This window comes from Streptomyces sp. NBC_00631 (assembly GCF_045206895.1).
Lineage (GTDB): Bacteria > Actinomycetota > Actinomycetes > Streptomycetales > Streptomycetaceae > Streptomyces.
On the sequence record NZ_CP107734.1, the window covers coordinates 10,126,692 to 10,146,942 of the forward strand.

General features: G+C 70.7%; 20 protein-coding genes. 16 read left to right on the forward strand and 4 right to left on the reverse strand.

What is annotated here, in order from left to right; all coding sequences use genetic code 11:
- Window positions 1-63 precede the first annotated feature (63 nt).
- The 3 genes from OHB00_RS45575 to OHB00_RS45585 all read left to right on the forward strand — a co-directional run bounded on the left by OHB00_RS45575 (window position 64) and on the right by OHB00_RS45585 (window position 3,445).
- Complete coding sequence (locus OHB00_RS45575; protein WP_406444114.1) at window positions 64-543, forward strand: NUDIX hydrolase; 480 nt, start codon at window positions 64-66, stop codon at window positions 541-543.
- A 54-nt stretch (window positions 544-597) separates the two neighbouring features.
- A complete protein-coding gene (locus OHB00_RS45580) occupies window positions 598-1,401 on the forward strand; it encodes a 3-hydroxybutyrate dehydrogenase (protein ID WP_406444116.1) in 804 nt (267 codons plus the stop codon).
- Window positions 1,402-1,477: 76 nt separating this feature from the next.
- A complete protein-coding gene (locus OHB00_RS45585; protein ID WP_406444118.1) occupies window positions 1,478-3,445 on the forward strand; it encodes a helix-turn-helix domain-containing protein in 1,968 nt (655 codons plus the stop codon).
- Between the two features lie 24 nt (window positions 3,446-3,469).
- Here the strand turns inward: OHB00_RS45585 and OHB00_RS45590 are convergent, their stop codons facing one another.
- The gene (locus tag OHB00_RS45590) at window positions 3,470-4,837 is read right to left on the reverse strand and encodes an MFS transporter (RefSeq protein WP_406444120.1); all 1,368 of its coding nucleotides are present in this window, start codon (window positions 4,835-4,837) and stop codon (window positions 3,470-3,472) included.
- Between the two features lie 501 nt (window positions 4,838-5,338).
- Between OHB00_RS45590 and OHB00_RS45595 the strand changes: the two genes are divergently transcribed.
- Window positions 5,339-5,653 (forward strand): hypothetical protein, encoded by a 315-nt coding sequence (locus OHB00_RS45595; protein ID WP_406444121.1) that lies wholly within the window; start codon window positions 5,339-5,341, stop codon window positions 5,651-5,653.
- A gap of 60 nt (window positions 5,654-5,713) precedes the next feature.
- Complete coding sequence (locus tag OHB00_RS45600) at window positions 5,714-6,064, forward strand: alcohol dehydrogenase catalytic domain-containing protein (RefSeq protein ID WP_406444123.1); 351 nt, start codon at window positions 5,714-5,716, stop codon at window positions 6,062-6,064.
- Here OHB00_RS45600 and OHB00_RS45605 read toward each other — a convergent pair.
- Window positions 6,012-7,280 (reverse strand): MFS transporter, encoded by a 1,269-nt coding sequence (locus tag OHB00_RS45605; protein ID WP_406444125.1) that lies wholly within the window; start codon window positions 7,278-7,280, stop codon window positions 6,012-6,014. The two genes, OHB00_RS45600 and OHB00_RS45605, sit on opposite strands and share 53 nt — an antisense overlap.
- A 528-nt stretch (window positions 7,281-7,808) precedes the next feature.
- Here OHB00_RS45605 and OHB00_RS45610 point away from each other — a divergent pair.
- On the forward strand, window positions 7,809-8,567 hold the full coding sequence (locus OHB00_RS45610; RefSeq protein ID WP_406444127.1) for an IclR family transcriptional regulator: 759 nt from the start codon (window positions 7,809-7,811) through the stop codon (window positions 8,565-8,567).
- A 97-nt stretch (window positions 8,568-8,664) separates the two neighbouring features.
- The gene (locus tag OHB00_RS45615) at window positions 8,665-10,011 is read left to right on the forward strand and encodes a PP2C family protein-serine/threonine phosphatase (protein ID WP_406444129.1); all 1,347 of its coding nucleotides are present in this window, start codon (window positions 8,665-8,667) and stop codon (window positions 10,009-10,011) included.
- A gap of 32 nt (window positions 10,012-10,043) precedes the next feature.
- Here OHB00_RS45615 and OHB00_RS45620 read toward each other — a convergent pair whose 3' ends face one another.
- Window positions 10,044-10,469, reverse strand: coding sequence for an ATP-binding protein (locus OHB00_RS45620; protein ID WP_406444130.1), 426 nt, complete (start codon window positions 10,467-10,469; stop codon window positions 10,044-10,046).
- A gap of 200 nt (window positions 10,470-10,669) precedes the next feature.
- Here OHB00_RS45620 and OHB00_RS45625 point away from each other — a divergent pair, with 200 nt between their 5' ends.
- The 8 genes from OHB00_RS45625 to OHB00_RS45660 all read left to right on the forward strand — a co-directional run bounded on the left by OHB00_RS45625 (window position 10,670) and on the right by OHB00_RS45660 (window position 19,139).
- Window positions 10,670-11,437: an IclR family transcriptional regulator gene (locus OHB00_RS45625; RefSeq protein ID WP_406444132.1), complete on the forward strand. Its 768-nt coding sequence runs from the start codon at window positions 10,670-10,672 to the stop codon at window positions 11,435-11,437.
- Window positions 11,438-11,479: 42 nt separating this feature from the next.
- On the forward strand, window positions 11,480-13,000 hold the full coding sequence (glpK, locus tag OHB00_RS45630) for a glycerol kinase GlpK (RefSeq protein WP_406444134.1): 1,521 nt from the start codon (window positions 11,480-11,482) through the stop codon (window positions 12,998-13,000).
- 230 nt (window positions 13,001-13,230) lie between these two features.
- Window positions 13,231-13,623, forward strand: a complete 393-nt coding sequence (locus OHB00_RS45635) for a hypothetical protein (RefSeq protein WP_406444136.1) — start codon at window positions 13,231-13,233, stop codon at window positions 13,621-13,623.
- 58 nt (window positions 13,624-13,681) lie between these two features.
- Window positions 13,682-14,911, forward strand: a complete 1,230-nt coding sequence (locus tag OHB00_RS45640) for an acyl-CoA dehydrogenase family protein (RefSeq protein WP_406444138.1) — start codon at window positions 13,682-13,684, stop codon at window positions 14,909-14,911.
- Window positions 14,908-15,897, forward strand: a complete 990-nt coding sequence (locus OHB00_RS45645) for a hypothetical protein (protein ID WP_406444140.1) — start codon at window positions 14,908-14,910, stop codon at window positions 15,895-15,897. Before OHB00_RS45640 ends, OHB00_RS45645 begins: the two co-directional genes overlap by 4 nt.
- Window positions 15,894-16,826, forward strand: coding sequence for a HesA/MoeB/ThiF family protein (locus tag OHB00_RS45650; protein WP_406444142.1), 933 nt, complete (start codon window positions 15,894-15,896; stop codon window positions 16,824-16,826). The genes OHB00_RS45645 and OHB00_RS45650 overlap by 4 nt, the downstream gene beginning before the upstream one ends.
- A 62-nt stretch (window positions 16,827-16,888) precedes the next feature.
- Entirely contained in the window at window positions 16,889-18,316 is a 1,428-nt protein-coding gene (locus OHB00_RS45655; RefSeq protein WP_406444144.1) for an MFS transporter, read from the forward strand.
- Between the two features lie 91 nt (window positions 18,317-18,407).
- Entirely contained in the window at window positions 18,408-19,139 is a 732-nt protein-coding gene (locus tag OHB00_RS45660) for a LuxR C-terminal-related transcriptional regulator (protein WP_406444146.1), read from the forward strand.
- 75 nt (window positions 19,140-19,214) lie between these two features.
- Here OHB00_RS45660 and OHB00_RS45665 read toward each other — a convergent pair whose 3' ends face one another.
- Entirely contained in the window at window positions 19,215-19,739 is a 525-nt protein-coding gene (locus OHB00_RS45665; RefSeq protein WP_406444148.1) for a transcriptional regulator, read from the reverse strand.
- A gap of 193 nt (window positions 19,740-19,932) precedes the next feature.
- Between OHB00_RS45665 and OHB00_RS45670 the strand changes: the two genes are divergently transcribed.
- Complete coding sequence (locus OHB00_RS45670) at window positions 19,933-20,238, forward strand: hypothetical protein (RefSeq protein ID WP_406444150.1); 306 nt, start codon at window positions 19,933-19,935, stop codon at window positions 20,236-20,238.
- Window positions 20,239-20,251 lie beyond the last annotated feature (13 nt).

Sequence of the window (20,251 nt, forward strand, 5' to 3'; positions counted from 1 at the left end):
CACCCGCTGTACGCCCCGTGGCTTCGGCCAGGTGCGGGGAAGCGGCCGGGTTAGGGTCGGCGCATGGCTACTCCTGACTTCATCCGCACGATCCGGGCCACCGCGGGCCACCAGCTGCTCTGGCTCCCCGGGATCACCGCCATCGTCTTCGACGACGAGGGCAGAGTGCTGCTGGGCCGCCGCACCGACACCCGCAAGTGGTCGGTCATCGGCGGCATTCCGGAGCCGGGGGAGCAGCCTGCGGCCTGCGCCGTACGGGAGGTCTTCGAGGAGACGGCCGTGCGCTGCGTCGCCGAGCGGGTGGTCCTCGTCCAGGCGCTGGAGCCCGTCACCTACCCGAACACGGATGTCTGCCAGTACATGGACATCACGTTCCGCTGCCGGGCCGTCGGCGGCGAGGCCCGCGTGAACGACGACGAGTCGCTGGACGTGGCCTGGTTCGACGTGGACGCCCTGCCGGAGCTGAACGAGTTCGGGGTGTTCCGGATCAAGCAGGCTATGTCGGATGCACCCACATGGTTCGACGCTACGGCTTTCAGCTGAAGTATGTGTGCTGACGCTATGGGGGAGCGGGTGGGTGCCCCCTAGGGTCGACCCATGAGCTCGCCCAGCGCCCGCACCGCCCCCGCCCTCGACCTGCATGGCCGCACCGCCCTCGTCACCGGTGCCGCCGGAGGCATCGGCCGCGCCTGCACCCTGCGTCTCGCGGCGGCCGGTGCCCGGGTCAGAGCCGTCGACCGGGACGAGACGGGGCTGGCCGGGCTTGCGGACTGCGCCGGCCGGGCCCTGGGCCCGGCCGGCGGCGCCGTCGAACCGTACGTCCTCGACCTCGCCGACCTGGACGCGGCCGAACGCGCCGCCGCCGGCACCGACGTCCTCGTCAACAACGCCGGCCTCCAGCTGGTGCGGCCCATCGAGGAGTTCCCACCGGACGTCTTCCACACCGTACTGACCGTGATGCTGGAGGCGCCGTTCCGGCTCATCCGGGGCGCGCTGCCGCACATGTACCGACAGGGCTGGGGACGGATCGTGAACGTGTCCTCCGTCCACGGGCTGCGCGCCTCCGCCTACAAGTCCGCCTATGTGGCCGCCAAACACGGTCTGGAGGGCCTGTCGAAGACAGCCGCTCTGGAGGGCGCGCCCCACGGCGTGACCTCAAACTGTGTGAACCCGGGCTATGTGCGCACCCCACTGGTCGAGAAGCAGCTCGCCGACCAGGCTCGCGCCCACGGCATCCCCGAGGAGCGCGTGCTGTCCGAGGTGCTCCTGACCGACAGCGCCGTCAAACGTCTCGTCGAACCCGAGGAGGTCGCCGAGGCCGTGGCCTACCTCTGTGCTCCCCAGGCGTCCTTCGTCACGGGGACCTCGCTGGTGCTCGACGGCGGCTGGACAGCCCACTGACGCACCGGGCACCCGTCGGCCCGCGAGTTTTCCACAGGCCCGACGGGCCGGAGCGACGATACGGAATCCTGTGACCATGTCTCGCGATCACGTGCAGTCCGTCAGGCGGCCGGCCCCGGCTCCGGCGGCCGGCGCCCTCGACCTGGGCGCCGAAGTGCCGGGGGGCGCCGAGCCGGCGTACCTCGAACTGCTGGCCAGGGGTGCCTCGGCGGAGGCGTACGAGCAGCCGGTGCTGCTCGCCCGCGCCGAGAACCGGCCGCCGGAGCGGATCGCCGCCCTGGAGCGGGCCAAACTCCTCGCGCTGCGGGTGCGCACCGAGCTGGAGGGCAGACGCCGGCGCGAGGCCGAGCTGTCCGCCCTGTTCGAGACCGCCCACGACCTGGCAGGGCTGCGGGACGTGGACGCCGTGCTCCAGGCCATCGTCCAGCGCGCCCGCTCCCTGCTCGGCACGGACGTCGCCTACCTGAGCCTGAACGACCCGGCGCGCGGCGACACCTACATGCGGGTCACCGAGGGCTCGGTCGCGGCCCGCTTCCAGCAGCTGCGGCTCGGCATGGGGGAAGGACTCGGCGGGCTCGTCGCACAGACCGCGCGGCCGTACGTCACGGACGACTACTTCAAGGACGCCCGCTTCCAGCACACGCTCACCATCGACGCCGGGGTGCGCGACGAGGGCCTGGTCGCCATTCTCGGCGTCCCGCTCATGCTCGGGCCGCACGTCATCGGTGTGCTGTTCGCGGCGGACCGGCGGGCACGCGTCTTCGAACGGGAGCAGATCGCGCTGCTCGGCTCCTTCGCCGCGCTCGCCGCGGCCGCCATCGACACGGCGAACCTGCTCACCGAGACCCGTTCGGCCATGACCGGCCTGGAGCGGGCCAACGAGATCATCAAGGACCACAGCGCGGTCATCGAACGCGCCTCGGACATCCACGACCGGCTCGCCGAACTCGTGCTGCGCGGCGGCCAGGTCCATGACGTGGCCGCCGCCGTCTCCGAAGTCCTCGGCGGTACGGTCGAGTTCACCGACACCGCCGATCCCCGGTCGCTGGAGAGGTCGCGTACGGAGGGCCACGCGGTACGGCACGGCGACGACTGGATCGCCGCGGTCGCCGCGGGCGGCGAACTCCTCGGCGCGCTGGAACTGCGCGACCATCCCGGGCTCGACCCCGTCGACCAGCGCACCCTGGAGCGCGCCGCGATGGTCACCTCACTGCTCCTGCTCGCCCGCCGCTCCGCCGCCGAGGCCGAACAGCGGGTGCGCGGCGAGCTGTTGGACGACCTCCTCGACGCCCGCGCCCGGGAGCCGCGTCAACTACGCGACCGCGCTGCCCGGTTGCACGCCGACCTCGATGCCACCCATGTCGTGCTCGCCGCCCGCGTGGACGGCCCGGCGGCGGACGCCGAGGAGGCCGCGACAGCGCGCCGCCGGCTGTGGTCGGCCGCGTCCCACCTCGCCACCACCCGGCACGGCCTGGCAGCGGCCCGCGACGGCGGGACCGTCCTGCTGCTGCCCCTCGGCCCCGGCGACACCGCGACCGGCCTGGCCCGGCGCACCGCCCGGCACCTCGGCACCGCCGTCCACCAGCCGGTGACCGTCGGTGCCTCGGCCCCGGTCGCCGACCTCGCCACCAGCCCCGACACCGTGGCCGTCGCGTACGCCGAGGGCCGCCGCTGCCTCGACGCGATGAACCTCCTCGGCCGGGGCGGAGACGGCGCCGCCGCCGAGGACTTCGGCTTCCTCGGCCTGCTCCTCGCCGGTGAACGGGACGTCGCCGCGTTCGTCACCCGCACCATCGGTCCGGTCGTCGCGTACGACACGCGGCGCGGCACGGAGCTGCTGCGCACCCTCGACGCGTACTTCGCCTGCGGGATGAGCCCGGCCCGCACGAAGGACGGACTCCACGTCCACGTGAACACGGTGGCCCAGCGGCTGGAGCGGGTGGGCCGCCTCCTGGGCGACGACTGGCAGAGCCCCGCCCGCGCCCTGGAGATCCAGCTGGCGCTGCGCCTGCACCGGTTGGGGGCGCAGCCGGAGCGCCGCTGATCCCGCAGGACCAGCGGCGCACCCTCAGCGGGCGGGTACGTCGTCGGTGCGCGGCGAGACGGCCGCGGCGCCGTCGTCGGCCAGGTCGCGCCGCCGGGTCTCCTTCGCCACGCCCACCGCGACCAGGGTGAGCAGGGACGCCGTGATCACGTACAGGGCGATCGGGGTCGGGCTGCCGTAGCCGGACAGCAGAGCGGTGGCGATGAGCGGGGCGGGCGCACCGGCCGCGACGGAGGCGAACTGGGCGCCTACGGAAGCGCCGGAGTAGCGCATCCGGGTCGCGAACATCTCGGCGAAGAAGGCGGCCTGGGGCGCGTACATGGCACCGTGCAGCACCAGGCCGACGGTGACCGCCAGGACCAGGTAACCGAATCGGCCGGTGTCGGCGAGGGCGAAGAACGGGAACATCCACAGCCCGATCCCAGCCGCGCCCAGCAGGTAGACGGGCCGCCGCCCGATCCGGTCCGACAGCGCGCCCCACGCCGGGATCACGGCGAAGTGCACGGCGGAGCCGATGAGTACGGCGTTCAGGGCGGTCTGCTCGGAGACCCCGGCGGAGGTGGTGGCGTAGACGAGGACGAAGGCCGTGATGACGTAGTAGCCGATGTTCTCCGCCATGCGCGCACCCATCGCGATCAGCACGTCACGCCAGTGGTGGCGCAACACCGAGACCAGCGGCGGCGGTTCGGCCGCCCCGGCACGCCGCCGGGCCTCCGACCGCGCCAACGCCTCCCGGAACACGGGTGATTCGTCGACGGAGAGCCGAATCCACAGGCCGATGACGACCAGCACCCCGGAGAGCAGGAACGGGATCCGCCAGCCCCAGCTCGCGAAGGCGTCGTCCGACAGGACGGCGGTGAGCAGCGACAGCACGCCGGTCGCCAGCAGCTGGCCGGCCGGGGCCCCGGTCTGCGGCCACGACGCCCAGAAGCCGCGCCGGCGTGGGTCGCCGTGCTCGGAGACGAGCAGGACGGCTCCGCCCCACTCACCGCCCAGTGCGAACCCCTGGACGAGCCGCAGGAGAGTCAGCAGCACCGGGGCCGCGCCGCCGACCGTCGCGTGCGTGGGCAGCAGCCCGATCGCGAACGTGGCCCCACCCATCAGCAGGAGACTCAGCACAAGCAGCCGCTTGCGCCCGAGCCGGTCCCCGTAGTGCCCGAACACCAGGGCCCCGAGCGGCCGGGCGGCGAATCCGACGGCGTACGTCAGGAAGGCCAGCAGTGTGCCGACGAGCGGGTCGGAGTCCGGGAAGAACAGCTTGTTGAAGACGAGGGCGGCCGCGGAGCCGTAGAGAAAGAAGTCGTACCACTCGATGGTGGTGCCGATGAGGCCGGCGGCGACGATGCGGGGGAGGTTCGACGGAGCGGGCGGGGAACTGGTCGGTGACGACATCGGCACCACTTCCTGGCGTTCGACGGGGACGATCGTGTGTCCCATACCGTAGGAACGCGCAGGTCAGAGGCGTATGTGGTGGGACACCATACTTCTGGGTGCAGGAGTGCGTGCGTCGTCCATGGAGGTGGTGCCACGCCCTCATGGGGGCCTCAACGAGGGCGCGAAGAGTGCTGTCCGGGTTGCATTGTTCGGGCTTGACTATTCTGACCATCAACTAGGGGCTGTGGTCGGCTGGTTGGAAAGGTGGTCAGCGCGTGGCGGCGGTGGAGCCCTCGGCGCGAGGTTCACCGGCTGACCGAGGCCGACCCGGCGCTGAGGGCTCGTCCGCACTGGCGGCCTCCTTCCTCGCGGCCGCGGTCTGCTCGCGTCCCGGTCCCGTCGTCGCAACCACCGGGCGGGGCAGGACCCGCACTGCGCCAGGAATCTCGCTGACGCCTTCTTGTCCGCCGGAGGTGCGTCCTGCAAGAACAGCTGTTTTCTGCGAAAGGAATCCGAAAGATGGGCAAGAGCGACAACATCGTGGTGATCCGGGACGCGCAGGTGGTGTCGGCGGCACTGCGCGGGGCCCTTGCCGACGCCTCGGCGGAGACCCGCGCAGGCCTCGAACGCGCGGTCACCATCGTCGAATCCACCGCCGCAGCCACCGCGAGTCGGCTGCGTGGTGACTGGGTCCGCGCCCGGCTGGCCGATGTCGGCTTTGCGGGAGATCTCACCTCCGCCGCGGCGGTGAAGGCGCTGCGGCAGGCCGAGCCGGGGCTGAGCCTGATGGCGGCGGTGCGGTTGCGGAACGACGCGGTGGATCATCCGGCGTGATGCCGGACAGGCTGCGGCGTCACGCCCGAGACCTGTCAGGGCCCTCCTCGCCGACGCGCGATGTGCAACGGCGCTCTCGTACCCGGTTACCCGCTCGTCCGCGGACACGAGGCGCTCGGCGTCATCACCGGGATCGCAGAGCAGGTCACCGGTGCCGGCCCGAGGGACCGCCCGTTCTCGCCCGTTCTCGACTGGGCCGTGCCCTGCCGTGAATGCCGGCTCTGCCGGCACGCTGAGCCGTGGCCGTGCACCGCGGTCCAGGGTGTCGGCGCCCGCGCCGAGGAGGCAGTCCTGCCCCTGCGGTCGGTGGTGCTTCCTCCCGGCGGAGTCCCGCTCGATCTGGCCAGAGCATTGTTCTTCATCGTCGGGCGGCGACCATGCGCAGGGTGGGCTCGTTGCGCAGCCTTATGAAGGTGGTGGCCAGAGCGGCAGCCTGAACGAGAGCGCAGGCCAGTATGACGTTGCCGAGGTGCGGCGGCGGAGTGAGCGCCACGAGGATGCCTGCCGCGGGGAAGGGCAGCAGCAGAAGGAGCATCGTCAGTGAGAGCGTCGCGCCGAGTGCCGTGGTAGGGATGATCAGCGAGCGCACCGTACGCAGCACGACAGTGAGGCCACCGTCTCCCGCCATGAAGATTGCTATCAGGACGGTGTAGGAGGCGAAGGACGGAGCCTGGGTAAGGGCAAGACATGCGGCGCAGGCGAGCGTCGCGGACACCATGCCCACGCCCCAGAGGTCGAGGCGGCTCAGCACGAGCCGGCAGCCCGCGATGGCCAGCAGGGTCGCCACGGCGGCAGCGGACCACATGGCGCCGACATCGGCGGACGAGCGCCCGAGAGTCTCCACCACGATCACAGGGCTCGCGGACTGGAGCAGCCCGAGCGCGAGGTTGGAACAGGCCAGGCCTCCCACCAGCCAGCCCAGGGCGGGTAGCCTCAGCAACGTTCGCAGGCCCAAGCGCAGTGCGCTGTCGTTTCCTGTGGCGTCGGCACGTGCGGCGCGGAGCGGGGTCGGCGGAGTCTGCAGGCCGAGCACGGCGGCGATCAAGGACACTGCGCTCAGACACCCGAGCATCCATCCCGGTCCCGCCAGGAGAAGGAAGCCGGCGAGCAGCGGCCCGATGACCGTGGCCGTCTGGTCGATACCGACGAGGACTGCCTGTATCCCCTGAGGCCGGCCTCGGTCCCGGCGGGTGACGATCGCTCCGACGGCCTCGTTGGCAACGAAACCGAACTGGGAGAGAGTGCCGGTGACGGCTGCCAGAATCAGGACCACCGCGGTCTCGGCAGTGCCCCGAGGAATCATGAGCAGGGCGACCGCCGAGACCGCCACCACCGTGGCCCGGGTGAGAGAGGCGATGAAGCAGACGATCGCGGCCCCCCGGCGGTCCACCGCGTTGCCGGCGGGGACGAACGCCGCGATCCGCGGAGTCCACTCCAACGCGAACGCCAGGCCTGTCAAAGACGAAGAGCCGGTAATTGCCAGGACCAGGAGTGGCATGGCGTACGTCGCCATGGAGAATGCCAGCGCGTCACTCGCGCGCGGAGCATATATTCGCCGAAAGAGACTGCCGGACGGAATGGCGGCATGCCGACCGACAGGCCGGTCCTCGTGCACGGTGATGGCCACGAAAGAGGGAGACTTTCGATGAGATGTGTCGGGAGAGGGGAGGAAAGATCCCGGTCACTGTGTGGGAAATGCGTAGGTGGAATGGACCAGGCTGCGGCAGGTGCTCGTGATGGCTGTTCGATGCAGTCCGTGGTGGGCCCGAGGTGCATCCGTGCTCATCACGAGACGTACAAGGGGCACCTGGCCTCCGCTCTGAGGAAGGAAGAGGAACCGGCGCGCGGGCAGCGGCAGTTGACGGCTGAACTATACCGCTCTCGGAGTGGTGTGGCGTATACGGCGCAGGGATCCCCCGGCGGAAAGTGTTATGCCCTTTTCCGGTCTGAAAGGTCCTGTACCGGCCGCAGACCAACGGCCAGGCCGAACGCTTCGACCACACCCTGCTCGACGAATTGGCCTGCTGACTTCCATGCCCAGAATTGCAGAGAACCGCAGATCCCAGCCCTGATCGAATGAGTTGTCGTACCACTCGATCGTGGTACGAAGGGCCCGCGCCTTGCTCGCACCGCGTGTCGGGCGCACGCTGGTGGCATGAGCGTTCACGAGAGCCCCACGCTCATCATGTCCGTGCAGCGCGCCTTCCGCCTGCTGGAGGCGGTGAGCGCGCACGAGAACGGCGCGCCCGCGAAGCAGCTGGCCCGTGAGACGGGGCTGCCCCTGGCCACCGCCTATCACCTGCTGCGGACGATGGTCCACGACGGGTACCTGCGGAAGCTGGCCGACGGCGGCTTCGTCCTCGGTGACAAGGTGCAGACGCTGCACACCACGGGGCACACCCAGGCGCTGCTCAGCCGCGTCCGGCCCGCGCTCGCCGCGCTGCGTGACGAGATGGCCACTGCCACCTACCTGACGTTCTACGAGGGCGGCGAGATCAGCGTCGCCGAGATCGTCGACGGCCCACGCGCGCCCCGCGTCGACCTCTGGGTGGGATTCGAGGACGCGGGACACGCCACCGCGCTGGGCAAGTCCGTCCTGCGCGAACTGGACGAGGAGTCCCGCCGTGACTACCTCTCCCGGCACGATCTCGCCGACCTGACGCCACGGACCATCACCAGCCTCCCGGAGCTGCTCCGCAACCTCGACGCCTCCCCCTTGGCCCCGGCCGTCACGGATCTTGAGGAGTACGCCCTGGGCACGGTGTGTGTGGCCGTTCCCATCTACCGTGGCGACGTCCTCGGCTCGCTCGGCGTCTCCCTGCCGGCGGAACGGCTCTCCCGCCTCCCGGAGGTCCGGGGCCGGCTGCTCCTGACCGCGGACCGCGTGACCAGAGGCCTGTCGCTCACTATCTGAAATCCCACTCCTTGTGGCGTGCCGACCGGACCCCGTTTCCTGGATGAAACGGATAAGTCGGGCTTAAGGCCTGTACGGGTGAGGTGCGGACAAGGACATGAGGCAGGCGCGAGACCATGGTGGCAACCACTGGCCGTTGCGGCCGCTCAGGAAACCAGGGGCCGGCCCCGGGACACCGGTCCCCAGGCGCGCCGCCTCCCAGCTGGCGGCCGGAATGCCGGTGGCGCCGGTTCTGATCGTCTCCGGCGTCGCGCTCGGCGACGCCTTCGCCGGCTCAGGGATGTTCTGGCTGCCGCTGCTGGCGGCCGGGCCTGCCCTGGCCGCCAGTACCAACGGTCCCCGCGGCGTCCTGAGCGTGGGATTCCTCGCCGCCGTGCTGGGCGCCACCCTGGGCGTCAGGGAGGCGGGTCCGGGGCACGAGCTGGCGGCCGTGCTCTCGGCGCTGCTGGCCGTCACCCTGGCGAGCGCCCTGGCCAGCGCGCTGCGCGGCCGCCGGGAACGGGTGCTCGCCGCCGTCCGCTCGGTCGCGGAGGCCGCCCAGCACGCCGTTCTCAAGCCCATCCCGCAGACCGTCGGCCCGTTCCGGGTGGCGGTCCGCTACAGCGCGGCAGCGGCCGAGGCCCGTATCGGCGGTGATCTCTACGCCCTGGTGTCCACCCCGCACGGGGTCAGGCTGATCGTCGGCGACGTACGCGGCAAGGGGCTGCCGGCCGTGGAGATCGCCGCACTCGTCCTCGGTGTCTTTCGCGAGGCCGCCTACGACGAGCCCGATCTCCTCGCCGTCGTCGGCAGGATCGAGCGGAGCCTGGCGCGCAACCTCGGGTCCGACGACTTCGTCACCGCGGTGGTCGTCGGCCACCCGGGCGCCGGGCAGCTTGAGGTGGTCAACTGCGGACACGCGTCCCCGCTGCTGATATCCGGGTCCGGGGACGTCGTCGCGGTCGAGGCCACCCGTCCGGCTCCGCCCCTCGGCCTGCGCGCCCTCGTCGGCGAGCCCCCCTGCCTGGAGATCCTGCCCTTCTCCGAGGGCGATCAGCTGCTGCTCTACACCGACGGTGTCATCGAGGCCCGCGACCGCGCCCGTGAGTTCTACCCGCTGGCCGCAAGGGTGGCCCGCCATGTGTCCGACGAGCCGGAGCACATCCTCTCCGCGGTCCACGACGAACTGCTGGCACATGTGGGCGGCCGGCTTCACGACGACGCGGCGCTGCTCCTGCTCCGCATGCAGGCCGCGGGCGAACCGCTCCCGACCGCATCGAAGGCACGGGAAACGGCCGTCCCGGAACCGGAAGGCCAGGACGGCCAGGACGGCCGGGTCGGCCGGGACGGCCGGGAAGTCGTTCCTCTGGTGTCGCGCAGCCGGTGCGCCACCGTGGGCCCGGACGCCGGGAACCGGTCGGCCGAGCGGAGGGACGCCGCGTCCGCGCCGGTACCCGGCCGCTGACGGGAAGAGCTCCCACGTCGGCGCCCACCAGGTCACACGGCGACGAGATCGGCCCACCGGGTGATCGCGCCCGGACGCGTCTGCACGCCGTACCGAGTCGCCAGCGCGTGGACGATCTCCTCGCCCCGGCCGTGCTCGTCCGGGTCGATCCCCGCGGGCGGCTGTCCCCCCGTACGGGCGGGACCCGCGTCCGTGACTTCGATGCGCAGGGTGCCGAGTCCGCCGTCCCGCAGCCACGAGAGCCGCAGCACTGCCGGGGGCAGGGCATGGACGATCGCGTTCGTGAGCAGCTCCGATACCACCAGCAGCGCGTCCTCGATGACGTCCGGGGACAACTTCCAGGCAGCCAGGACCGCGCCGGCCCGTCGACGTACGTCCGGTACGGCGCCGGCGACGGGCGGCATCGCGAAGACGTATTCGCTTGCCCCCCGCACCCGCGTGTTGAGCTGTACCGCCATCTCGTGTCTCCAGGGGTCGGTGCCACAGGCCCTGCATGTCGTGCCTCGGCACGTTGCCAGGCCTCCAAGCACGCTAAGCAGCCGCGCCGGGCCGGTCAATGAACGGGGGTCGGCATTACCGAACGCTCCCCTCCCCTCCGGTGCCGCGGCGGCCCTGCGCCCGTACGGCGGACCGCCCGAGACGGTAATAAGCTCGCTTCATGACCGGTCCGGTCCAGTCCATCGAACGGGCGGCCGCCATTCTGCGGCTGCTCGCCGGTGGGCCTCGCCGACTCGGACTCGGGGAGGTGGCGGCCTCCCTCGGTCTGGCCAAGGGAACCGCCCACGGCATTCTGCGCACCCTCCAGCACGTGGACTTCGTGGAGCAGGACGCGACGACCGGGAAATACCAGCTCGGAGCGGCCCTGCTGCACCTCGGCACGAGCTACCTCGACGTCAACGAGCTGCGGTCCCGCTCCATCAACTGGGCCGACGCCCTGGCCGCCCGCAGTGGGGAAGCAGTACGCCTGGGCACCCCCCTGGAAGGCATGGTCCTGGTCGTCCACCACGTGTTCCGGCCCGACGACACCCTCCAGACGCTGGACGTGGGCGCGCTGCTGCCGCTGCACGCCTCCTCGCTGGGCAAGGTGCTGCTGGCCTACGGGACCGCGCCCTTCGACTCCGCCCTGGAGTCGGGGCTGGACGCGTACACCCGGCACACCCTGGTCACCCAGGAACAGCTCACCCGGGCACTCGCCGAGGTCCGGGAAGTGGGCTGGGCCGTCGAGAACCAGGAGATGAGCATGGGTGAGGCGGGGCTCGCCGTGCCGATCCGGGGGCATGGCGGCCTTGTCGTCGGCGCCATCGGGCTGTCCGGTCCGGTCGAGCGGATCTGTGACAGCCAGGGGCGCCCCCGGCCCAGCCTGATCACACTGATCCGGGAGGCCGCACGGGCGATCTCCAGAGACCTGGGCGCCGCCCGCTGGTAGGCGCCGGCTTCCTCCGCGACCCATCGGAAGGCGGACCCGATCATGGTGGAGCGTTATGTGATGTCCATCGATCAGGGCACCAACTCCACGCGATGCATTCTGTTCGACCGGGGCGGCCGGCTGGTGTCCGTCGCACAGCGCGAGCACCAGCAGCACTTCCCGAGGCCCGGCTGGGTCGAGCACGACGCCGTCGAGATATGGCACAACCTGCGACGGGTGGTCGCCGAGGTGCTGACCGGCTCCGGTGCGGCCGTCGACGCGGAACAGGTCGCCGCCATCGGCCTGGCCAACCAGCGGGAGACGACGGTGCTCTGGGACCGCCGTACGGGCACCCCGCTGGGCCGGGCGCTCGTCTGGCAGGACACGCGCACGGCGCCGCTGGTCGAGGAGCTCAGGCAGCAGCCCGGCGAGGAGTTCTTCCTGGACCGGTGCGGCCTGCCGCCCTCCACCTACTTCTCGGCGCTGCGGATCCGCTGGCTGTTCGACCACGTCAAAGGCCTGGAACAGCGCGCGAAGGACGGTGACGTGCTGTTCGGCACCATGGAGAGCTGGCTTGTCTGGAACCTCACCGGCGGCGCCGACGGCGGTCTGCACATCACCGACGCCACCAACGCCAGCCGCACCATGCTGATGAACATCCACACGCTCAGCTGGGACGAGGAACTCCTGGCGTTCTTCGGCGTCCCCCGTCCCATGCTCCCCGAGATCAGATCCTCCGCGGAGACCTACGGCGAGGCCCGCGCGCTGCTTCCCGGCGTTCCCATCACCGCCGCGCTCGGCGACCAGCAGGCGGCGCTCTTCGGCCAGACCTGTTTCTCCCCGGGCGAGGCCAAGTGCACGTACGGAACGGGCAGCTTTCTGCTGCTCAACACCGGCACCGACGTCGTACGGTCCCGGCACGGACTGCTCACGACGGTCGCCTACAAGATCGGGGACCGGCCGCCGGTCTACGCCCTGGAAGGGTCGATAGCCGTCACCGGGGCGCTGGTCCAGTGGTTCCGTGACCGGCTGGGACTGATCAGCAGTGCGCCGGAGATCGAAACCCTCGCGAGGACCGTCGAGGACAACGGCGGCTGCTACATCGTCCCCGCCTTCTCCGGCCTGTTCGCACCCCGCTGGCGCAGCGACGCCCGCGGCGTCATCGTCGGCCTCACCTCCTACATCACGAGCGGGCACCTGGCCCGAGCCGTCCTGGAGGCCACGGGCTGGCAGACACGTGAGGTCGTCGACGCCATGAACGCCGACTCGTCGGTGGCCCTGAAGGAGCTGAAGGTCGACGGTGGCATGACGGCGGACAACCTGCTCATGCAGTTCGTCGCCGATGTGCTCGACGTGCCCGTCGTACGGCCCATGGTCTCCGAGACGGTCTCCCTGGGAGCCGGCTACGCCGCCGGGCTCGCCGCCGGTTACTGGCCGGATCTTGAGGTACTGCGCCGCAACTGGCACCCGGCGGCCCGCTGGCTGCCCGGAATGGACGCCGGTCACCGGGAGTCGGAGTACGACAACTGGCAGCGGGCCGTCGAACGCTCGCTGGGCTGGATCAGATCGCCCGGCGCTCCCTGAGCGCCGACAGCACGCTGACGAGGTGGAAACGCAGAGAGTCGCGGTTGGTGCGTGCCAGAACCCGCCAAGTGCTCTGTGGGTGAATTTCCTTTCCGGTATCTGTTTCCGGTCGCGCGTTTCTCGCGCCTCCTTTCGATGTCCTGTCCGCTTCCCTTCGGCCTTGTGTTGGCGTGGTGGAATCCGGTCCTGACACCCCCTAACGTGAAGCGAGCCAACAGCGAAGGGGGAACATGTCCGTTTTTCCGTCCAGCGAAATGGCCGTGAAGGTCTTCAGTGGTTTGTTCACCGTATTGCTGGAGGACGCCGATTTCGTGGCGAAGGCCCGGCAGGACGGGCTGTCGGTCCGGCTCGTCCACACGAAGCCCGACTGCGAGATCTTCGTGTCACCGCAGGGTGTCCGCGTCGGCGAGGAGCCGGCGGGGCCGGCGGCGATCACGCTCAAGATGTCCTGCGACACGGCCCACGCACTGTGGATGGGGCGACTTCCGGTGCCCGTCGCCGTCGCCACCGGCCGGCTCCGGATCCGCGGCAAGGTGGCCGAGGTGCTGGAACTGGTGCCCATGCTGCGGCCCGCGTTCGACCGGTACCCCGAGATCGCGGCAGCCGCCGGCATCGGCCCGTGAACCGCCGCGGAGCGACCCGGCCCGAACACCGAACCGACGCAAAGGAGTGACACCGCACGTGAACACAGCTCTCTCCGAATCCGTGTCCGCGACGGCGCTGAATTTCGACGTACTTCCGAACGGCGTCGAACAGTTCCGGAAAACCGTGCAGGAATTCGCCCGGAACGTCGTCAAACCCCGCGTCCAGGACCTGGACCAGAAACCTGCGGCGCATTTCGACTGGGACCTCGTCGGTCACGGCCACCGGATCGGTCTCACCCGCGCGGCGATTCCGAAGGAGTACGGCGGCCTGGGGGTGGGGATGCTGGGCGTCGCCACCGCGCTGGAGGAGGTGGCCGCGGTCTGCCCGGGCACGGCACTGATCTTCGGGGCCACCCTGCTCGGCCAGGCGCCGATCCTGCTGTCCGGCGACCCGCGGCTGCAGGCCCGCTTCCTGCCCCTGTTCTCGGGCGACGAACCGGTCCTCGCCTGCAACGCGGTCACCGAGGAGGACGCGGGCTGCGACCTCATCATCCCCTCCCAGGCCGAGCACGCGCGCAACGTCACGACCGCCCGCAGGGACGGCGACGACTACGTTCTGCGCGGCCGCAAGCGATTCATCACCAACGCGAAGGTCGCCGTGTTCGCCTCCGTGTTCGCCACCATGGAGGGCAGCCGGGGCGCGTCCGGCCTCACCTCCTTCATCGTTCCCCTCGACCTGCCCGGCGTGGTCCGCGGGCCCGTGGCGGACAAGATGGGCTACCGCGCCTGCCTGGGCAGCGAACTCGAGTTCCACGACGTCCGGGTGCCCGCCGAGTACATGATCGGCACGGAGGGCGAGGGCATGGCCATCAACATGGCGCAGAGCAACATGGCGCGCGCCGCGGTGGCCGGCATCTCCACAGGGGTGGCGCGCAGCGCCCTGGAGCAGGCGATCGCCTGGTGCGGTGAACGGGTCCAGGGCGGCCGCCACCTCAAGGACCAGCAGTTCACGGCGGCCAAGCTGGCAGGCATGGCCGCCAAGGTGGACGCCGCCCGCATGCTGTACCTGCGCGCCGCCGACAAGGTCGACAACGAGCTGCCGCCACCGGTCTACGAACCGGCCGCGGCCAAGCTGTTCGCGGACCGGACCGCGATCGACGTGGCGGAGACGGCCCTGTCCCTGCTCGGCGCACGCGGCTATCTGCGCTCGTACGGCGTGGAGAAGACGATGCGCGACGCGCTGGGCACCCGGATCTACGAGGGCACCCCCGAGGTCCTGGCGCTCGCCATCACCGACAGCCTCTACGCCGAGCGGGACGAGTGGTGAGGGCCGCCGGCCGAGGCATCGGCCCCGTCCTGTGCGACACCCCCGCCCTGGAGCCCGACGGCACCGAGGACCCCCGCGCCCGGCGCTACGCCCGGGACATCATCGGGCTCCACGACCGGCTCAGCTACCGGCGGCTGCCCGTGGAGTTCCGGGGCGACCCTCTCTCCCTCGTCGAGGACCCGCACGGTGCCCTGGTCACCGTCACGGGCCGCGACAGCCAGTTCCCCGCCCGCTACCTCAAGGGGGTGCTGGGATTCCGCCTGGCCCAGTACCTCCGCCTGAACTGGATCTCCGCCGACGCGGTCCACCGCACCGCCGCCTTCCACGAACCACTGCCGCACTCGCCCGTGGAGAACATCCACACCGTCACGCTCTGCGCGCGCTCCGGGAAGATCCGCGGCTACGTGGGACTGGCCTGCTCGGCGGACACCGAGAGTCTGCCCCTGGACTCCCCTTGCCGTACCCCGTTCCCGACGGAGGCGGCCCACCGCATCGACCTGCTCGCCAGGTACGCGCGGCCCGGCCTGGGCACCCACCAGGCCTTCGAGTTCAAACGGTTCCTGCGGGACCAGACGATGCCACGGGACGAGCAGTGCACCCGCGTCCCCTGGCATCTCATGCTCGGCATCGGCGAGGCGCTGCTCGCGCTGGGCGACGGCGTGCGCGTCGTACTCGGCGACGCCAAGGAACACGTCGCCCTGCGCCATCTGCGGCTGGTCGGCTTCGACCTGCACGTGGTGGAGGGCACGTCGCCGTACCTCCGCGAGTCGGATCCCATGGCGCCCATCTACCGGCAGACGGTCGTGGCCAAGCCGTTCGCCGCCCCGGTGCCCGCGGACATCACCTGGTACCGGGACGTGGTCCGCTCCCACCTCGACGGGACGGGCGGCCTCGCCTCGTGGCAGGCCGTGATCACCACCCTGGCCGCACACAGGAGGGGCACCGGACACCGTCCCGATCCCGCACGAGGAGAGGCTCGCAGGTGACGAACGGCGACAGGGAGCCGATGACCGAGGCGCCGGCAGGTCCTGCGGCGAAAGCCGGGTTCTACGCCGAACTGACCGCCCGTAACGCCGGCGTGGTGCCCGGGGCCGATCAGTGGGCGCTGCGCACGGCCACCGTCCTGGTGGCCGGCTGCGGGTCGATCGGCGGCGCGGCAGTCGAACCGCTGACCCGGCTCGGCCTGCAGAAGTTCGTGCTCGCCGACCCGGGAACGTACGAACTGAACAATCTCAACCGGCAGTCGGCGACCGTCGCCGACCTCGACCGCAACAAGGCCTCGCTGGCCGGGGACCGGGTACGGGCGATCAATCCCCATGCCTCGGTCGAGGTCTTCACCGAAGGCGTCACCCCGCAGACCGTCGAGAAGCTGACGGCCTCCTGCCAGGTGGTCATCGACGGGGTGGACGTCACGACCCCCGAGGGCTGGCGGGCCAAACTCCTGCTGCATCGCCACGCCGTACGGCGCCGGCTGCCGCTGATCACCGGCTGGGACATGGCAGGCACCCAGTACGTCCGCTGCTACGACTACCGGCACGTCCGCGAACCGTTCGCGGGGGCCCTCGGACCGCACGACGCGGACCGTTACGACATGTGGGAGCTGCTGCGCCGGGCCGTGCCGTTGCGGCACGTGCCGACGGACATGCTGGCCGAGATCCGGGCCAACCACGCCCGGACCGACTACAGCTTTCCTCAGGTCGCCTACACCGCCATGGCGTTCGGCGTGATCAGCTCCCACATGGTGGTGCGGCTGCTGGCCGGTCAGCGGGTGCGGCCCGAGGTCCGTCTCGATGTGCACCAGAAGGCCAGGCCGCTGGGGGAGCGGTGGCGCACCCGGGCGCGATGGCCGGTGGAACTGGGGGCGCTGCTGCCGGAACTCCTGCGGCTGGCCCGTCGCCCCGGCGCGGCCTCGTGACGCGGACCGGGCGAGGCCGTGCCGCCGGTGCCCGCGCGACCCGTCCGACCATGGAGGTGGACATGAGTGTTCGGCAACGGAGCGTGCTGTGGACGTTCTTCTGCTGTGGCCTGGGCGTGGCCATGGTGTCGCTCGACAACCTCGTCGTCATCACGGCCCTGCCGTCGATCCGCGAGGACCTCGGCGGGAGCATCCAGCAGCTTGAGTGGACCGTCAACGCCTACACCCTCACCTACTCGGTGCTCATGCTGACCGGCGCGGCCCTCGGGGACAGGTTCGGCCGGCGGCGGATGTTCGGCATCGGGCTGGGTGTCTTCGTCGTCGCGTCGGCCGGGGCAGCGCTGGCCCCCGGCATCGGCGCCCTGATCGCCGCGCGCGCCGTGCAGGGGCTCGGCGCCGCGCTGCTGATGCCGCTGAACCTGACGATCCTCACGGACGCGGCGCCCGAGCGGCGCCGTGGTGCCCTGCTGGGGGCGATGAGCGCCGTGGAGGGCGTGGCGATCGCCATGGGACCGCTCCTCGGCGGAGCGGTGGTCGAGCACCTGAGCTGGCAGTGGATCTTCTGGATCAACGTGCCGATCGGAGCGGTGGTGCTGCCCGTGGCCCGGTGGAAGCTCACCGAGAGCCACGGCCCCGGCCCACGCCTGGACCTGGTGGGCACCGTCCTGGCCAGTGCCGGACTCTTCGGGGTCGTCTTCGGCATCATCAACGGTCACGCCGACCACTGGAGCAGCGCGCGCGTCCTGCTGTCGCTGGCCGGTGGCGCGGCCGTCCTGGTCGCCTTCGTCCGCTGGGAGCTGCGGGCCGAACACCCCATGTTCCCGATGAAGTTGTTCCGCCACCGGACCTTCAGCGCGATGAACGGCGCCGGGCTGCTGATGTTCGCCGGCATGTTCGGGTCGGTCTTCCTGCTCACCCAGTTCCTCCAGGGCCCACGCGGCTACACGCCCCTGGAGGCGGGACTGCGGATCCTGCCGTGGACCGCGGTGCCCGTTTTCGTGGCGCCCCTGGTGGGTCTGGTCTCCGACCGCGTCGGCAGCCGGACCATCGTGGCGCTCGGACTGGCCCTGCAGGCCCTCGGGCTGGGGTGGATCGCCGCCCGGGTCTCGCCCGAGGTCCCCTATCCGTCGCTGGTTCCCGCGCTGGTCCTGTGCGGTCTGGGCATGACCTTCTACTTCACGCCCACCGCGAACACGGTGATGAGCGCGGTCGAAGCGGGAGAGCGCGGCATGGCCTCCGGAGCGATCAGCGCACTGCGCGAACTCGGTGGTGTCCTCGGCATCGCGGTGCTCGCCTCGGTGTTCTCCGCGCACGGAGACCTCAGCACGGCGGACCGGTTCACGGACGGCATGGTTCCGGCCGTGTGGACCGGCGTCGCCCTGATCACCTGCGGCGCGCTGGCGGTCCTGCTGGTACCGCGGCGCCCCCGCGACGGCGGCTCCGAGGACCCCGCACCGGCCGAGCCCGGGTGCGTGGGCGACATGGTCTGACGGCATGCACGTCACCGGCGTACGGAACGGCACATGTGCCCATGACACACGTCCGCATGACACACGTCCGGCAGGAGGGGAGGGGACGGCGATGAGCCCACCGATCCGGGTCCTGCTGGTGGACGACCGGTCCATCGCCCGCACCGGAATCCGGTCCGTCCTCGACGAGGACCCCGGTATCGAGGTGGTCGGCGAGGTGTCCGACCAGGTGAGCGCGGTGGAAAAGGCCCGTGAACTGCGACCGCATCTGCTGCTCGCCGGTGCCCTCCGGGTTCCCGACGCCGTGGAACTGGTCGACGAACTGTCCGCGTGCTGCGGCGAAGGGAGGCCCGGCGTCCTGCTCATGGCCCCTGAGGGGGGTACCGGCGCGCGGCGCGCCCTGCGGGCCGGAGTGCACGGCGTCGTGCTCCACCGGGTCACCCCGGAACAGTTGCTGTCCGCGATTCACGTCGTGGCGGCCGGCTACCGGATCTTCTTCGACGAGGAGGGCCCTCGGGCGGGCGGCGACGGCGGGTTTTCCGAGGCCGGCGAATTCCCTGGGGTCACCGCGACGGGAACGGGGGGATTCGAGTTGCTGACCCGGCGGGAGAGGGAGGTGTTCCGGCTGCTGGCCCAGGGGCTGAGCAATACGGAGATCTCCGCGGTGCTGGTGCTCAGCGAAAACACCGTGAAATCCCATGTGCAACGACTGCTGGAAAAACTGAACCTGCGCAACCGGGTGCACGCGGTCATCCATGCCTATCGATCGGGCCTGATGGCGCTGCCCTGCCCGGAGCCCGTCCGGCAGCGGACCGGCCCCAGCGCTCCGGTGGCGCTCCAGTGAGCCTGCGGTGCTCCGCGCGAGCCCTGTCGAGCGCACGGCGCTCAACAGGGCGCGTTTCGTTGGCTGTTGTGAAAATCAGTCGCTCGATTCGAGGAGATATCCTCGTCCGCTTGCGGTCCTGACGCGCAGTCCGAGGCAGACCACCTTGCGCCGGATCCTCATGATGTGCAGGTCCAGGGCGTTCTGGCTGGCCGTTCCACGCCGCGCGTGCAGCAGGGCGATCAGCTCGTCCCGGGCCACGAGGGCGCCGTACCGCTCGACCAGCGGTCGCAGCAGGTCCATCTGGGTCGGTGACACGGGCACCATCCGGCTGCCGTACCGGAGGAGTCCGTCCTGGTCGAGGACGGGGATCCGGTGTGTGCCGGCTCTGGCCCGGAGCGCCGCGACCCGGGCGGCGAAGTCGGCCCTGCTGACCGGCGCCCGGATCCAGTCCTCCCGCGAGTCGCTCGGAACCGGCGGAGTCGCGCCGTTCTCCACCACGAGGAGGCGGAGGATTCCCCGGCGCCGCAACCGCTCCAGTTCCTGCACCTCGACCGGCCAGCGCAGGACCCGTACGTCCTGGGTGGCTGAGAATAACTGCCCCTCACTGTATTGAGGCACGAATTGACTTCCCCTTTCGGATGGGTGGAATAATGCACCGGACTGTTCGTTTCGCTCCCCCTGCGGCATTACTACCTCACTATGCAGTGCCGCCAAGCGTCGCTGCAACAACTGAATTGACGGGGATGCCGCCCGGGTTTCTGCATAAAATAGGACAGATGGCAGGCTGTTAATAGTTCTAATGGTCCTTTGGGTGGCCTTCCGGGACCGCCCCGATCTCGTGAGAAAGAATGAAGCGCCGGACCGTTCCGGACCAGTAGATTTCTCCGGGCGGATGTGCCGAAGAAAACGGTCGATATTCGAAGGTTCCGGGAAAGGCATGGAAAAGGCCGAAGACATTCTCACCACCGGGGAATTGCTGATCGCCATCATGGCGCTGGTGACGGCCGGGCTCCCACGAGCGGCCCGGGAGACGGCGGGGAGCCTCCCGCCGGCGACGCAAGGCAAGAGACAGGAACACCGCGCGGAAGGAACCCGTCATGCTGCCCGCGACCACTGACGCGACCACTGAA